This is a genomic window from Streptococcus sp. SS4 (assembly GCF_030440125.1).
In the GTDB taxonomy this organism is placed as follows: Bacteria; Bacillota; Bacilli; order Lactobacillales; family Streptococcaceae; genus Streptococcus.
Genome location: NZ_JAQFJM010000001.1, coordinates 197,686 through 213,402, shown reverse-complemented (window position 1 = coordinate 213,402; position 15,717 = coordinate 197,686). Strand labels below are relative to the sequence as shown.

The 15,717-nt window shown below is 38.3% G+C and carries 15 protein-coding genes; 4 read left to right on the top strand and 11 right to left on the bottom strand.

What is annotated here, in order from left to right; all coding sequences use genetic code 11:
* Nucleotides 1-3: 3 nt before the first annotated feature.
* Genes PCY16_RS01020 through PCY16_RS01010 form a run of 3 tightly spaced genes read right to left on the bottom strand, consistent with a single transcriptional unit; the run spans nucleotide 4 to nucleotide 2,688 of the window.
* Nucleotides 4-861: a shikimate dehydrogenase gene (locus tag PCY16_RS01020; RefSeq protein WP_195413829.1), complete on the bottom strand. Its 858-nt coding sequence runs from the start codon at nucleotides 859-861 to the stop codon at nucleotides 4-6.
* The gene (gene aroD / locus PCY16_RS01015; protein WP_073688124.1) at nucleotides 851-1,528 is read right to left on the bottom strand and encodes a type I 3-dehydroquinate dehydratase; all 678 of its coding nucleotides are present in this window, start codon (nucleotides 1,526-1,528) and stop codon (nucleotides 851-853) included. The genes PCY16_RS01020 and aroD overlap by 11 nt, the downstream gene beginning before the upstream one ends.
* On the bottom strand, nucleotides 1,525-2,688 hold the full coding sequence (locus PCY16_RS01010; RefSeq protein ID WP_195413830.1) for a class I SAM-dependent rRNA methyltransferase: 1,164 nt from the start codon (nucleotides 2,686-2,688) through the stop codon (nucleotides 1,525-1,527). The genes aroD and PCY16_RS01010 overlap by 4 nt, the downstream gene beginning before the upstream one ends.
* A 162-nt stretch (nucleotides 2,689-2,850) precedes the next feature.
* Between PCY16_RS01010 and PCY16_RS01005 the strand changes: the two genes are divergently transcribed.
* Complete coding sequence (locus tag PCY16_RS01005) at nucleotides 2,851-3,174, top strand: hypothetical protein (RefSeq protein WP_038675075.1); 324 nt, start codon at nucleotides 2,851-2,853, stop codon at nucleotides 3,172-3,174.
* A 354-nt stretch (nucleotides 3,175-3,528) separates the two neighbouring features.
* Here the strand turns inward: PCY16_RS01005 and PCY16_RS01000 are convergent, their stop codons facing one another.
* The 8 genes from PCY16_RS01000 to PCY16_RS00965 form a co-directional block, all read right to left on the bottom strand.
* Nucleotides 3,529-3,867: a hypothetical protein gene (locus tag PCY16_RS01000; RefSeq protein ID WP_038675073.1), complete on the bottom strand. Its 339-nt coding sequence runs from the start codon at nucleotides 3,865-3,867 to the stop codon at nucleotides 3,529-3,531.
* A 36-nt stretch (nucleotides 3,868-3,903) separates the two neighbouring features.
* On the bottom strand, nucleotides 3,904-4,149 hold the full coding sequence (locus PCY16_RS00995; protein ID WP_038675071.1) for a hypothetical protein: 246 nt from the start codon (nucleotides 4,147-4,149) through the stop codon (nucleotides 3,904-3,906).
* Nucleotides 4,150-4,705: 556 nt separating this feature from the next.
* Nucleotides 4,706-5,743: an RNA helicase gene (locus tag PCY16_RS00990; RefSeq protein ID WP_038675069.1), complete on the bottom strand. Its 1,038-nt coding sequence runs from the start codon at nucleotides 5,741-5,743 to the stop codon at nucleotides 4,706-4,708.
* Nucleotides 5,725-7,320 (bottom strand): ATP-dependent endonuclease, encoded by a 1,596-nt coding sequence (locus PCY16_RS00985; protein WP_038675067.1) that lies wholly within the window; start codon nucleotides 7,318-7,320, stop codon nucleotides 5,725-5,727. The genes PCY16_RS00990 and PCY16_RS00985 overlap by 19 nt, the downstream gene beginning before the upstream one ends.
* A 20-nt stretch (nucleotides 7,321-7,340) precedes the next feature.
* A complete protein-coding gene (locus PCY16_RS00980; protein ID WP_038675065.1) occupies nucleotides 7,341-9,971 on the bottom strand; it encodes a DEAD/DEAH box helicase family protein in 2,631 nt (876 codons plus the stop codon).
* 2 nt (nucleotides 9,972-9,973) lie between these two features.
* Nucleotides 9,974-11,899 (bottom strand): site-specific DNA-methyltransferase, encoded by a 1,926-nt coding sequence (locus tag PCY16_RS00975; RefSeq protein WP_038675063.1) that lies wholly within the window; start codon nucleotides 11,897-11,899, stop codon nucleotides 9,974-9,976.
* 171 nt (nucleotides 11,900-12,070) lie between these two features.
* Nucleotides 12,071-12,421 (bottom strand): hypothetical protein, encoded by a 351-nt coding sequence (locus PCY16_RS00970; protein WP_038675061.1) that lies wholly within the window; start codon nucleotides 12,419-12,421, stop codon nucleotides 12,071-12,073.
* Between the two features lie 119 nt (nucleotides 12,422-12,540).
* Nucleotides 12,541-13,842 (bottom strand): hypothetical protein, encoded by a 1,302-nt coding sequence (locus PCY16_RS00965; RefSeq protein ID WP_038675059.1) that lies wholly within the window; start codon nucleotides 13,840-13,842, stop codon nucleotides 12,541-12,543.
* 481 nt (nucleotides 13,843-14,323) lie between these two features.
* On the opposite strand from PCY16_RS00965, the gene PCY16_RS00960 reads away from it, so the two are divergent.
* The 3 genes from PCY16_RS00960 (at nucleotide 14,324) to PCY16_RS00950 (ending at nucleotide 15,685) form a co-directional block, all read left to right on the top strand.
* The gene (locus tag PCY16_RS00960; RefSeq protein ID WP_038675057.1) at nucleotides 14,324-14,584 is read left to right on the top strand and encodes a hypothetical protein; all 261 of its coding nucleotides are present in this window, start codon (nucleotides 14,324-14,326) and stop codon (nucleotides 14,582-14,584) included.
* A 12-nt stretch (nucleotides 14,585-14,596) separates the two neighbouring features.
* Nucleotides 14,597-14,836: a hypothetical protein gene (locus PCY16_RS00955; protein ID WP_038675055.1), complete on the top strand. Its 240-nt coding sequence runs from the start codon at nucleotides 14,597-14,599 to the stop codon at nucleotides 14,834-14,836.
* Nucleotides 14,837-15,103: 267 nt separating this feature from the next.
* Entirely contained in the window at nucleotides 15,104-15,685 is a 582-nt protein-coding gene (locus tag PCY16_RS00950; protein ID WP_263405615.1) for an MT-A70 family methyltransferase, read from the top strand.
* Nucleotides 15,686-15,717: the final 32 nt, after the last annotated feature.

Genomic DNA, 15,717 nt, shown 5'->3' with positions numbered 1-15,717 from the left:
CTCCTAGCTATTGTAAATATTTTCTAATTCCTGCCAAATGGCGTCTGTTGGCATGTCCTTGCCGGTCCACAATTTAAAGGCACCTGCCGCTTGATGAAGCAACATGCCAAGTCCATTCACAGCCTCGATTCCCTGTTTCCTAGCCAAGGCCAAGAAAGGTGTTTCAAAAGGCTGATAAATGATATCAGCAACCAAGAGTCCCTTAGGAAATTTTGTGTCTGTAGGAATGGGAAAGGATTCGCCATCCATCCCCACACTCGTCGCATTCACTAATAGATCAGCCTGGCCTAGTTCCTCTTGAAAATACTCAAAATCATTTAAAGCATGAAACTCCAAGTGACAAGTTGCCTGTTCAAGTAAGGACTTAAAGCTCTCTTTTGCCTTATCTAATGACTGAGGGCGAACATAGACACTGACTTTTTTTGCACCATCAAGAACTGCCTGCGTCACAATAGCTTTAGCAGCACCACCAGCACCCAAAATCATCAGATGAGCGTCTCTAGGGCTAAAGTCCTTTAGACTAGCAAAGAAGCCAAAACCGTCCGTATTATGACCAATCAAATGACCATCACGATTAACAACTGTATTGACGGCACCAATCAGTTGAGCTGCAGGACTAATCTCATCCAAAAAAGGAATGACTGCTTCCTTATATGGCATCGACAAGTTGATACCGAACATGTTGTAACGTCTAATATTTTCAACTGTCTCGGCTAGGTCTGACTCTGGAATCTCCCAGGCCACATAAACACCATTAACTTGTGTCTTTTCAAAAGCCGAATTATGAATAAATGGCGAAATCGAATGCTTGATAGGATTGGCAACAACAGCCGCTAGGCGTGTGTGTCCATCAATCTGCATCCAAAACCTCCCTGATTCTACGCATATCTGCAAGACCAACTTGTCCCGGAGCACTAGCATTGTCAAGACTAGCAAAGGTCCATGATGACCCCACCAAATCTCCCGCAAAACGTGACAAACGACCTAGTTTCCCCATTGACATGGTTACAAACTCTTGCTCACGATTAAAGGCTTTAAAGCCACGTGTGAAGTTCATAAGGTCAAGAACATCCTGCTCATGCTTAGGCATAACCGCCACCTTAACCACCCTTGGCGTTAGGTTTGTCATCTCAGACAAAAGCTCCATAAGGTTTTCGGGTGTCTCCTCAAAGTTATGATAAGACAAAACCAAGTTTGAAAATTCGAGCATTTGGTCAAAGACAGCCTTACGTGTGAAATACTCAAAATCAATATAATCTGGCGAATAGATAGCAGCTACATCCTTAATTAGTGCGATGTATTCCGCATCCGTTAACTCAAGCTTACCACCCTCACGCGTCGTACGGATGGTAAAGACAATCTCAAAGCCTGCGAATTTCTCGAAAATAGCTGGAGCAACCGTTAAGATACTATCCTTATCTAAAAAATCTGCACGCCATTCTATAATGTCTGCCCCCTCAAAACGAGACAGTTCAAGCTCTTGTGCCTCCTCTAAACTAGTTGGCATAATCGGAACTACAATTTTCATTTATTTACCCTTATTGTGTATACTTTCAAATAATTTGATGTTGGATCATTAGGATTGACGGTAAAATCCGCTGGTAATTGTTGCAGGTTAACGAAGTCCGCTGAAACATCTCCCAAGCCCTTACGCAGTTGTTTTTTAAACTGTTGCACTGTCATATTAGCAGCATTGGTACTTGCAATGATTGTCCCATTCTCTGATAAAATATCAAGACTCTGTGCGATTAACTTGTGGTAATCCTTATTTGCTGAGAAAGTGCGTTTCTTATTTCGAGCAAAGCTTGGCGGATCGATGACGATAAGGTCATAAGATAAGCCTTTTTTCTTTGCATATTTGAAATAATCGAAGACATCCATCACGACCAAGCGATGATTTTCCATACTAAAGCCATTAGCTTCAAAATGAGCCGTCGATAATTCACGTGAACGCTTAGCCAAATCAACCGATGTCGTTTCAACCGCTCCCCCCATAGCTGCAGCCACTGAAAAAGCTGCCGTATAGGAGAACATATTCAAAACTGATTTTCCCAAAGCTAAGCCATTAACTAAACCATCACGCACTTCATGCTGATCAAGGAAAATCCCCGTCATTAGCCCATCATTGAGGAAAACTTCATAAGTTACCCCATTTTCTAAAATGGTGAAGGTATCAGCCGCCTCTTGCCCAAAAAGATGGTCTGATTCGAAATCAAGACCCTTGAAGCGGATTTTCTCATAGCCTCCCAAGACCTCAGGAAAGACCATTTGGAAAGCATCTACAATATCATTTTTCAAGGAATAAACAAAGGCATTGTACCATGAAAAGAGGGCATAATCCCCATATAAATCAATTGTGAGACCACCAAAATCGTCACCATCTTGGTTGAAAAGACGAAAAGCTGTCGTCAACTCATTATCATAATAGGATTGACGTTTGGCCTTAGCCCTTTCAAAAAGTCCTTGAAAATAAGTCACTGTCAATTGTTGTTTTTTAGGGGACAGAAACCATCCTATCCCCTTATTTTGACTCGACAAATAGCCCGTTCCTAAAAAGTCTTTGGATCGGCTATACAGATAAACCAACTGATTATTTTCAGTTATATTTGGAAAATCTTCGGCTAAAAGAAGCTGTTTTCCTTGTTTGATTTTTTTCTCCGCAAAGGGACTTACCGTCAATATACTCATGTTACTATTATACCATACTCCAGCCAGCAGTCCAAAACAACAAATAACCTAATCACCACCATAACCCACCAAAAGCCCGTTAGGGCTTTTATTTTTGCCCTTGACTCTTTAGCCTAAACGAGTTACCATCAGAGCACAAAATTAAACGTAAAGGAGAATTAGATGGAAACATTCAAAAACAACTGTGAAATTCATGAGCCTGAGATGCAAGTCCCAAGCCAACCAAGCCTTGAAGAACAAATTCAAGAAATATACAACTCAGAAAATGAAAACCCTGAAATAGATAATATTCTCACACAAATTGCCCGACAGGTCGGTGGAATACCCACCTTGGAGCGGCAGTATTCGGATAGCCAAGATTTCCACGATGTGTCGGTTTGGAGACTGCGTGAGTTATTGAGGGTCAGCTATGAACTTGGAAAATCTCATGCTCAAAACAAAGCCATTACGCCAGCCTTTGAAAAGGCGCAGGAAGTTTACCGCTGAACCTACCTAGAACTCGAAATTGGCAACACTGTAGAGTTTGGCAGATTTTCGAATTTTGACTGTAATTACGAAGATATTTTCAAAGATAAAAACTTCAAAGTTCGGCACAAATTAAGTGGCGAGCAAACCCTCGAATATACTTGCCAATTCAAAAATTTCGAAACCGCACAGAATCTTTACCACCACACCAACTTGACGATGCAGATGATTTCAACTTTAGGATTTTGCTAAACCATCTCAATGAACAAGAAGTTGAAATTGTAGGCAGAACTATCAACTAGCCAGCACATCAATTTATAGCCCAACCAAGAACACGCCAAAAAGCGTGTTTTTGCGTGCTGTGCAGTTTTTCGATTATTTTTCCGCAGACCGCAATCCCATATTCCAAACATACAACATTTCACAGTTTAACAGATTGACCCAGAAATAAAAATCATCTGGCTTTTCCGCACGGCAGGAATTTTCGAAATACAGCTCTGCCTGTTTTGCATCCGCAAAGGAACATTCATAAAATATGTTGTCTTCTGGCGCGAGTGGCACCAAAATTTCGAAACGCTCTTGATTGAATAATTCCGCCATATCTTGAACATAATCCGCCATCCCTCGAAACGGCGTCACCGTTCGCTGTTCGAGTTCGGGGAGGTTTGGCCGGATTTCATTTTCGAAATTCTTGTTTTGGTTGAACTTTTCCATAACATTGTCTCCTTTAATTTATTTACAACAGTTATCTTATTCCAAAATCTCACTGGCAATTTTCAACTTTTGAACCATCAATTCGTCCGCCAACATTTCCATTGCGTCCTCGCTTTTGGCACTTGCTATGGCTTCGAAAAGGTTTAACATATTGGGTAGAGGTGTTTTGAATTCGAAAAACAGTTCCCGCGTATTCCAAATTTTAACTCGGTAGCTTTTGCGAAAACCAATTCTGCAGTTTTCTGTAAAAGTGTTTTCTTTTAGAAGGCGTGGCAATTCCATCAACTTGGCGACTTCACTCCATTCGATAATTTTGCCCTCTGAAAGATTTTCATTTTCGTATTGGTTGATAAAGCTGAGGCTTTCCCAGTATAAGTTCCTATGAATAGCTTCGGCGAGTTTTTCCAGTTGTTTTTGGATCTTGTAAATTTCCGTAAAATCCTTTCTCTTATTTTGACAGTCACATCATAATTCTGTTTGGGTAAAAAAGTCTAGTATTTTTGAAGAGATTTTTGAGTAAAATTTACATCAGTTTCAGGAATTTTAGAATAGATTTTGTTTAGCTCAACAAGCTCTACAATAGAAATCTGTTAGCTTGTCAAAGGGTGTCAAAAGTCGACGAATGTTCGGCATGAAGAAAAAGCAGAAACCTTAATGTGGTTCCTGCTTAAATTTATGAGAGTCCTCTCGGCCGACTTCGATTATTGAATCAGTCCAAAGCTGACGAAAAAAAAGGAGAATACGCAGTAAGTCACCTGATGGTTTGCTTGAAAGATGGCGTTGTGTCGGGCGTAGTCGCTCATTCTCAAATCACTCGGAGCGAATGGCGGTGCGAAAGTTATTTTTTGTAATCTGAGACACTAGCTTCAGGTATGAAATATAGGGTTCTTTTAGCTCGAGTACACGCAACATAGAATTTTGATTTAGTAGAAGGTGCTAGCTCTAAAAGGGGTTGCTTTTGAAAAGAGTCAAGTGTTTTTTTATTTAAAACAACGCACACATCTAAAAATTCTCCTCCTTTACTCTCTCCCCAATTCTGACTGAAGCATTTATAAGTGGAGGAATTTTGGTAAAATAACTTTAAAATGCCGTCATTCTCCATAATTTCTTTGATAGCAGCATTATCATCAAAACACTCCACAATGCTACCCACCTCTTCCGAACAAGAGTGGATAGATACCCTTAATCTTGACGAGATAAAGTCACAGACAACAATTGGACATCTATGGCTGTGAGATAAAGTATCTGTATCAATTTCGAATCCAGCCTTAGAAATCTCTCCTAGCCACCTGTCTATATCTGAATGAATTCCTTTTCCTGTGTTACCTCTTTTTGATGTACTGAATGTTTTTTGATAAAAATCCCCTAAAAGAAATACATCGGCTTTTAGATCCGACAAACTAAGCATCCATTTGAAGTCGTCAGACTCAAAATCTTGACATTCATCGATAAATACATAATCAAAAAATTTATCAATTCTATCCAGATAACTATTATCGAATGCAATATTCTTTCTGTTTATAGTCAACTCTCCCTTTAGTAGAGAGTTTGAGAGTTGATTGTGAATAATTCGTCCATCTTTGCTTACAGAACTATTATCATATTGGTCCGTTTTTTGGTAATCAAAAATGATCCCCTTTGGTCGTCTACCTAAGTAAGGAACTAGACAAAAATTATAGAGAAATTCGAATACTCCAAAAATATGAGTATTTTCTGGAATGTTCCCATACTTCTCACAAAGCCTATCTTTTAGAACTTCCTGATTATTTTCTGTATATGTTATAATCAGATTCCGTTTTTCAGGTTGTACTTTTTCAATTATCGTTCTTGTTTTTCCGCTTCCAGCAACTGCATGAATTAATCGTTTTTCACCCATTCTATAGCCTCTTTAATATAATCTGGAATATTGAATGATTCCTGTAATGAATCATTATCATTAAATTTTGTTAATAGTCTGAGCGCAAACTCTGCTTTTTCTCGAAGCATAAATTCTTGAATGTTATCAGTAAGGGCGATGCTTAAAGAATCTATTAAATCTGAATTTTTATTATATAGACACACCTCAAACGTACGATTGGTGTCGATGCTGTCAGAGAACACCTTAATGTTGTCATAACTATCATACTCCGAATACCTATCCAGCACTTTCGATTTATAGTCACCATCATTATCTGTAATTACTGCAACTTTTTTATCACTAAAACCTTTTGCGATTTCTAAATATCTCTTAAAGCTTAGGCCGTCGACAGAGATAATAGCTACACCGCAATTCGACGCATCCTCAGAGTGAATAATTTCGAAAAACTTTTCCATCAAAATATACTCAGCGTTTCCTTCTACTAAGATAACTTTTTTAGACAGAATAAAATTCAAAAGATTTTGGTTTGTTGATTTTTTGAAAAATTTAACTGTATCAGGGCTTAAATCAGTAACTTTCGAAGTCTGACCCTCGTTAACAAATATTAAATTGTCAACGCCAAGTCTTGAGGTTATCATATTTGAGTGTGTACCGATAAATACCTGAACATTCGTATCCTCGCTTAGTGTATTTACTAGTTTTTGTAAATTTAGGTAGCTCAAATGATTTTCAGGTTCTTCAATCAATAATATTTTAACCCTATCTTTTAAAGATTTATAAGAGTTTTCTACACCCAATAGCACCTTTTCGCCTTGACCGAGATTTTTAATATCCACTCCGTTTTTTGCAGCAGAAATAGTGTCTCTGAAAGTTCTCTCAGATTCTTCGAAGTGTAGCATAAATTCCGAATCCACTGACTCTATTAAATTATCATCTCGTAGAGCGTTTATAAATGAAAGTGAGGATTCTCTATATTTATTATTAACCTTAGCTCGATTCATTTCATTAATAGAGCTCAAATAGACCTCATCAATTCTTTTCCGAGTTTCTTGATTTGTATCTATCAAGCTTGTGTTAACGGTATTATACAAAAATTTGAACGGCTTAGAGTGAGAAAAGTACGATTCCCCAGCAAACGTCAAAAACTCAACTTTGTAAAATTCATACGGAAAGACGTTCCAAGCGTTGCCCGTTAGAATTTCCTGAATTTCTTGACGGTAATCAGAATTGGGAGTGATTTTCAGACAAATTCCATACGCCTTTATCTTTTTTGAATTATGAACGCCTTCAATTTTGTAATTTGCTGCTATTTCTGGATTATTCTCATCAAAATATAACTCAATAAAGGTCTCTGGAAGTTGTCTAAAATTCCCTTTTTCGGCTAAAAATTTCGAAACAGATGTTGAGTTCATTAGACTAGCAAGGCTAACTTTTTCAATTTGAGAATGACTACCGCTTAACACTAGTCCTATGGCTTGGAGAAGCGTTGATTTTCCTGCGCCATTTTCGCCGATAAAAATATTTTTACCGCCATTGCATAAAATTTCCGTAGAAGGAAATCGTTTGAAATTTTGTAGAACAATCCTTGAAATCATATAACTATCTCACCCATTATTTACAATCCTCTCAACTCTTCCTTCACTAACTCTTCACTCACAGTATGGTTATAAAACGGCAAGCCAATAATGCGATAGCGATCATCATCCACCAGCGTTCTAGCTTCATCTCGTTCAGATATTTGTAGAAGGAATTTCTGTTTCCAACCTTCCTTGCTATTTTCAAAAGTATTGTCGCTATCTAAGAACTGGCCACCCTTTGGTTCGATGAAAATCTGCCACGAGACATTCCCCGTTTTCTTATCGTTCGCAAACATCAGAAAATCAGGTTCGAAAGCACGTCCGTCTTCGAAGCTATAAATCTTAACGGCTTTTTCATTGCGAAGCAAATAAATATCCGTCCACTTTTCTTCTAGGTCTGCCATCAATTCTTTAATTACTCGAACCAGCATTTTTTCTTCGTCAGTTCCAAAGTTGTCGTCATAAGCATACCAATCAAAAGCGTCCAAATCCTCGAAATACTGGGTTTCTGTGCGGTTTTTCTGAGATAATCCGAACTCTGCATCGCTTTGCTGATTAACTGTGAATTTCCGCTTGATATTGGCTTCAAACAAATCTTGAATCTTATAAGCCGTAAACTCATTTGAGCCATAAAATCGTTCTTCAAGTGCCACCAAGTCTTTTTCGATATAGTGTAAGAGTTTTTCAACGATAAAAAGTTTGTGTTCTTGGCTAAGTTTATCAACCGCCTTTTTGTCTCCCTCGATAGTCAAGTCAATGTTTTGTAACATCGTGATAAAACCATCAAGGCTTACCAAACCAGGAAATGCCTTTATGAGGTTTTCGAAGGTATAGGCTTTATTTCGATTGATGGCAGCTCGAACAATATGTGGTTCAATCTTCTTGCCAAACTTGTACGGCAAGCTAACGATATTTTCTGACACTAAAGCAAAATCATCTCCCTCAAAAGCACCAATATCACGGCTGGACTGCGTTGGCAGGCTTAACTTAAAACGAGTCGGAATGATGGAATCATCCAAGAGAGATAGCTGCTGCTTTTCAACCAGCTCTTTTCTACTTAAACGCTTATTCATCCAAACAAGCCCGTCCGTATAAGTGCGAGTTTTCTTAAAACTGTCTTTCAGTCGCAGTTCACGCTCTACCAAATTTTGGTCATCATAAATACCAGACTCACGCAGGACTTGCTTGAGTTCGGAAATGTAGCGTGGATTGTTAGCAGAGTGATAATGAAGTTGCTCAATAACACGCAATTCATGGAGTTCATTTTCATCGAATTTTCGAGTGAATTTCTCGTCCGGATATCCATCAAAGACGAATGGATAATAACGAGCACCACGTCCTATCAACTGCTTTTCGGCGTTAGTCGTTGAACCCGCCACAAAGCCATTCTTGGTTACTTTTCCATCACGAGTGTCATAGAGACGGACAATATCGAAGAGATTCAGTACGTCCCAGCCCTCGTTGAGCATATCTACAGCAAAAATCGCTCGAATCTCATTTTCAGGATTTTCAAGTGTATTCAATTCCACCAAGCTATTGCTAGTTTTATTTTTCCCATCAATCAAGAGCAGGCGTTCGAGACGAAAATCTTCTTGTAGCTCTGCTATCAAATCTTGGTCTGATAACCCTGATTGATCAAAAAAGTCAAAAGCTTGTTTCAAAATGCCATCTTGGGCTAACTCACGCTGAGCGACAATTTGTTGCACACTTAGATTTGTCAACAAATCCAAAAAACTATCCAGATTGCCCTTGCTCTCTGCAATTTTCTGTGATTTGAACATGACTAGAGGTTTCAAGTTGATACCGTTTTTGAGTGCTATTTTCTTGCGGAACTGGCTGATGAGAATGGCTTGAAGCATACGTGCCGACACGTCGCTATCCACCAGATGAAAGAGAACATCCTTGGAATATTTATCCAAACGAAACTCTTTCAGGTCGTACTTGTAAATCAAGTGCTTTTCGTACTTCTGGGCAATATCCTTGTTGTTTAAGTCAATGGTCGCTGTAAATTCTAAGAGGCTAGACTTTTTAGCAGTCTTTTGAATATTTTCGATGGTTGACGTCCAGCTGGTGTTATCTTTCTTCTCGCCAGCATTCAGCCCTGCATTGAGATGGTGAGCTTCGTCGGCTAAAAGCACCACCGAAATATCTTCGAACTGTTCGTAAGAAAGTCGATTTTCTCTTGGTGTATTCAAATCTTGATGGAGCTTTTGAATCGTTGTAAAGACAATGTTAATCGCATTCGGATTACTGTCTGAAAAATCCGTGACTTCTCGCACAGGCACAACTTGATTGTTGAGCTCGATTTTTTCCGCAAAGAGATATTTGCCAGCTCCTACCGTCAAAAAATTATCACGGGTTTTAGTCAAGATATTGTCATTATTGACAAAGAAGATGAAGTTACGCTCCCCTTGTTGGTATTTTTCAAGGATAAGGCTTGCCATAAGTAGCGTTTTACCCGAGCCCGTCGCCATATTAAAGAGGACATGCTCTGGGGTTAATCGATTTTTGGTATCTTCCTTGTAATATAAATACCGCCCCAAGGCTTCCTTCTGGTAGGCACGAAGAGGGTATTTGAGGTTTTTCTCAAGTTTGGTTGGAACATTTTCCTTGAAGTCAATAAAACCATTGGCACTTGCCATGTTATAGATTTCATATAGAAACTCCATACTTACTCCTCCCCATAAAAGGCACGATTCAAACGTTTATCTTGTTCAGAGATATTATATGTTTGATCATCTATATCGCTATAATTGACATAGAGATTATTGTGGTCGATAATCTCCGACAAAATTTGTTTCTGTTCCGCCAAAGATAGTTTTTCAAATTCGCTTGCTTTCAATTTTTTAGGGTCAATGCGGTAAGACAAGAAGGATGACGTTTTTGCTGTGTTGAATAATTCAAGCAATTCCTCGGTCGTGGTTGCTTTCAAAATCGACTCTTTAAAATCTTGAGCATCATTTTTCAACTCACAATAGACAAATGAACCACCACCTTGCCAGTTGACATCTTTGGAAATACCGCCCTGTTCTCCATTAATAACCTTTTTCAAGCGTTCCACAGAAACGGTCTCAATATAATCCATCTGCTCAATGCCAATATACTGGCGGTTCATCTTGTGGGCGACGGCTTGAGTAGTTGCCGAACCCATGAAGAAGTCGAGGATTAAGTCACCTTCGTTTGTATGAGACTTAATAATATTCATCAAAAGTGTTTCAGGTTTTGGAGTGCTAAAAACTTTATCCTCAAACAAAGCCTTCATCTCATCGGTAGCATCTTGATTTTGCCCCCAATCTAACAACAAGTCTGTTATCGACTTCTCTTTTCCTAACTCCTCCTCTGAAGCATATCTCCTAAATGTATTAGCTGATGTTATGTATAACAACCCATCTTCTGCAAATTTTGTAATATTTTCTTGAGAAGTTCTCCATTGAGCTCTCGCAGAAAATTCATTTTGAGTTATTCCATCTTTTACGACAACATCTTGCATAAAAGTAACTGACATGGTCTTATTTTTATAGATTCCAGCTTTTATTATAGTATTCTGTTCTTTTCCTTTATATGCAATTCCAGCCAAAATTACCCTTTCGCTTTCTGGATTACTTACATTATCAACACGCTTTGTAGTATCAGTAGACCCTGAAATTGACAATTTTTTAATTCGATTTTCATTTTTAGCAAAAACTAAAATAGTCTCCATAACTCCAGCAATTCTGCTCAAAAACGATGGTTGCTTTTTCTTTTTCCAGTGTAGAGTACCTATATAATTCTTTTCTCCGAAAATCTCATCTAACAGTATATGCAAATACGGTTGCATACCAGTCCCTACAACTCTACTTGAATTAGCACGACTCACATCAATGTGGACAAAAATCAAACCGTCTTCTGACAAGAGTTCTTTTGCTACTTCTAAACGATTTTTCATAAAAGTCAACCAAGTAGAGCGAGTAAAGCTATCATTATAATCAAATGTGTCTTCTGCGCCTGTATTGTAAGGTGGGTCAAGATAAATCAACTTCACTTTCCCTGCAAAGCGTTTTTTCAAACTATGTAAAGCAACGAGGTTATTCCCCTTGATGATAAGGTTATCCGTATCGCTCAGTTCTGTCACCTCATGCTCGCCATCAGAGTCAAATCGTTTGAAATTAGTCAGTACTTTATCATCCAAAAGGCGGTTGATTTCCGTTGGCGCAAGGGTTTCGTTAAAGAAAATCTCCTGACGTTTGGCGTCGTCCTTGGTCTGCCCGCCTTCTAATACACAGTCTTTATAAGGGAAATTGAGGACAACTTCGTTATTTTCTGACAAGTAGCGATTATCGCTAGTCGCAAGCCCAATCTTGGTCTTGTATGCCGTAAAGCTATCAGGCAAGAACTCCTTATTATTGAGGAACTGCAGAAAAGTATCCTTTTTGAAAACCAAGATGCCTTCTTCAAGTGTGCTGAAAAAGTGGTTTGAAATAGTAGGCTCACTCATCAAAAGATTGAGTAACATAGAATCATATTGTCTTGCCAGTTCTGCCAGTTTATTCTTGTTTAGCGCGCCCTCTACTAAAAATTCTTCCTTCTGCAATAGTAGTCGCTCTAGTTCTTGCTTCATAACCTTAGGTTTCCTCTCATTTTTTTCATCAAAGGAGCTATTAAGATTCCTTAGTTATGAATATAACTAAGGAAGAGAGCTCTCTTCGGATTTATGTTTTAACTATATTATAGCATATTGAAAGCGATTTTTTGAGACAAGAAAAAGCCCACTCAAGGTGGACTAAGTGTATTACCTTTTATTTTTAAGATAATCACCATAGAATAACCTCCATTGCTCTGATGTTATTCCTATTATAGTTGAAAATGCTTCAATAGGATGTTCGCCAGAACAAATATAAGCAGGATCTTCTTCGGCTTCTACTAGAAGTGATAGATTGCAGTACATTTCTTCTATTGATAAAAACAATTTTTTATTTTTATCATCCAAGTCGGCAATTTCATCTGTTGACAACCCTGTAACCCTATTTATAAATGAGTAGTCGAAGTCATAGCACAACATACGCCTTGCTATGCTTCGAGTCGCAAAAGGCTCAGTAGCAGTATCAAGCCAAACTACTTTCTTGAATCTGTCTAGAGTCATAAATTACATCTCCTCATATTCTATAGCCCACTCCTTGTCTAGTGGGCTAAAATTTGCATTTTACCCGACAAGTAAGCAGACTCTATAATATATAGAGAAACATTACTATTTTAGCATATTTATTCATATTTGTCAATATAGCTTGCGTGCGACATATATTTGGTTAAGACTTTTTTATAATTATCTGAGCCAGCAATATCCAAAACTGGAGTATAATCTATTAGCAAATGAACCATAAAACCACTTCTAATAAATCTATTTCCTCGCCCATCTAGAATTATCTTTTGTTTACACTCTCCACTCTCTCTATTGAACGAATTATATCTTTCCCAAAATTCCACTGCTAATTTTGTAAATACGAATTTCTCATAGTTAATAATTCCGTTAGGCATCTCAACTGTCATATACACCATATGAGCACCCATCTCCATTATTCTGTCTAGAAATTTATATGTTTTTCGAAAATCATCAAACCAACCAAAAGCATACATTATCTCTCCTTGTCTTTCATTTATAAAGAATCTTTCTAATGGCTCTACATTTTGTTCCATTATCGTATCGCCGTTCACTACAAAAGATTCATAAATAAATTTAAGATCGAAAATATTTTCATTAAAATTTAATAACCCTACCAGAGGAATTGACCAATTGGTGGCAAAATCAGCCTCTAATGAGCTAAAAGTTTCATTAAAAGTTAATTTATCAGGACTCACTAGATATAACCCTACAAAACCATTCAAATAAGGAAACAGGTTGTCTACAGTAAAGACTAATTGTCTATTTACATTTACAGGGTTTGAAAGTTCTCTGTGTATTCCTAGTTCAATAATCTGTTGATAGTCGGATAGTATTATGTAATCTTTTAGCATATTTAATGCTCTATGCTGAACCTCATACATTCCGTTTTTATCATAAACGGAGTCTGGCAATTTCTGAACTTCTTGAATATACTCTTTATTGTTTGGAATAAGTTTTATTAAATAAATCAATAACTCCGCTAAAAAATATTCACTCTCTTTATCTATAAGAGATTCATATCTTTCTACCCCAAGAGCCTTTCGGAAAGAGTTTACGCCCTTTATTTGCTCTTTAGCCTCATCGTAAAAACCTCTCAAATCAATATCATAATTACTGTTTGAAGTAATAACTTCTATAAAACCACCTGCCAGCCTGGCAATTTCTTCCTCTACATTGGAAATAGTAATAGCATTAGAATAGTTATCAGAAATATCCTTTTTACTGTTAAAAATTCTATTGGCCGTAGCTTCACTTCTTACTCTTTTTATATATGTGGAGTTATCTCCAAAAATAATTATTTCTTCAATTATGTCGTTTAGAAAATTAAGTTGATTACATGGATAACCACTCAACTCCTTAGCTTTAAATAACTTACAGAACCATCCAAAAGTAATAACTCTCATGTATTGTGACCTCCCTTTTAACGTTTATTGCGTAAATAATCAATAAATTCCAAACCTAAGTCTGATTGAAATCTATTGAAATCCTTAATCTATCTAATGAAATTTGGAGATTTTTTTGATACCTAGCGGGAAATCTATTCCTACTCTATACTTAAATTACCGAAGAACAAATCCGATAGAGTTCTTTGGGGATTTCAGATAGATATTAGTAATATAGCACACATCTAAGATAGGCAACGTAGCTAATACCATTATATCACCCCCAACTCGAGTACGGTGTGATGGGAAGGAGGAAATTTCAGAAAAACCAACTAAAAAGAAAGGAGAACAGTAAGATGCTCAAGGTATTGCTCTTCACGCCATATTTCCTAGTCTGTGCGTACGCATTCTATCAGCTTTATCGTATTCACAAAACAAATAAATCGTTGTAAACTTGGAATAGGAACATGCTTATGTTCCTGCGAATGAAAGGAAAGATATTATGACCCTAACACCTCAAACCAACAACACCCAGCCACTCCAAACTTTGGTAAGTCCATATCAGCTCAAGCTGGCGCAGGACTTGTCGAAGGATATGGCAGTAGTTCAAGCGAACCAACTCCTTACCGCAGATATTCTGAACAAAATCGGCGAGCTGGCAAAGCTAGAAGACCAAATATTGAGCCAAACGCCAGACGCCAAGCCGTTCTGCCACGCAGTTCTTCAATCGTTCGCCTACAAGGCTGTTCAGAGATTGAGATAAGGAGGGGCTACCATGACACAACCATTGTTCTATTTTCTTCTCGGCGTTGGAGCGAGTATCCTCGCTCTCTGCCTTTTGGGGATTTATCTGGAATTTACGGATAAAGACCAAAAGACTGAAGAAGTTGAAGCAGAACCTATTTATTCAGAAGAAGACATTGCTCTAGCAAACTTCCTCCAAGACAAGCAAGCCGTCAACGAAGCCTATTTGTCCGCCCAAACCCAACTTTTGAAACAGCTTCGAAAGTCCTAAAATCCCATCGAAAGGAAGGGGGTGTTGCCTTTTCTACAACAGCCAACAAATGAGGCAAAAATCACCCAATTGACCTCTGTTTCATCCATTCGCATCGCTCCAAAAATAGATGACGCTTATGGTTCGCCTTTTCGCCACTTTGCGTTATTCTGAGAGCGTCTTTCAAGACAGAAAGGAAAATGCTTTATGACAAACCAACAAGAAGAAAAGCTAAAAGATATTATTTCAAGTTATCGGGCGAAGCACCAGTTAAAGAAGTTCAAAACTGTGCTGGCAGATCCACCTTGGGAAGTCGCACAAAAAGGCAAATACGGTGCAGTCGCACACTACGACCTGATGAGTGTCGAAGACATCAAAAAGATGCCCATCCAGGACTTAGTCGAAGAAAACGCCCACCTCTGGATTTGGACATATCCAGCCGTTCTCGAACAAACTTATGAAGTTATCCGAGCTTGGGGTTTCGAGCCAAAATCTCTCTTTACTTGGGTTAAACCACGCCTTGGTTTGGGTAATTATCTTCGAAATTGCACCGAACAAGTCTTCTTTTGCACCAGAGGCAAAGCACCGATAAAGTTTAAAGGACAAATGAACTGGGGATTCTTTCCACTTCAAGACCATAGCCACAAACCCGAAGAACAATATGCCATCATCGAACGATGCTCAGATGGCGACTACTTGGAATTGTTTGCCCGCCGTCCAGTTCCGTCAGACAAAAACTGGAGCGTCTGGGGAAATGAAATCGAGAGCAATGTGGTGATTCCAGGTTATCCTGTGCCAGAGTATTCCCAAAATCCTCGAGATTTTACGCAAATTTCCGAACAAGAACCGTCAAATGATGAAACTAATTAAATACATTCTGATATTCTTTCTGCTAGCCTACC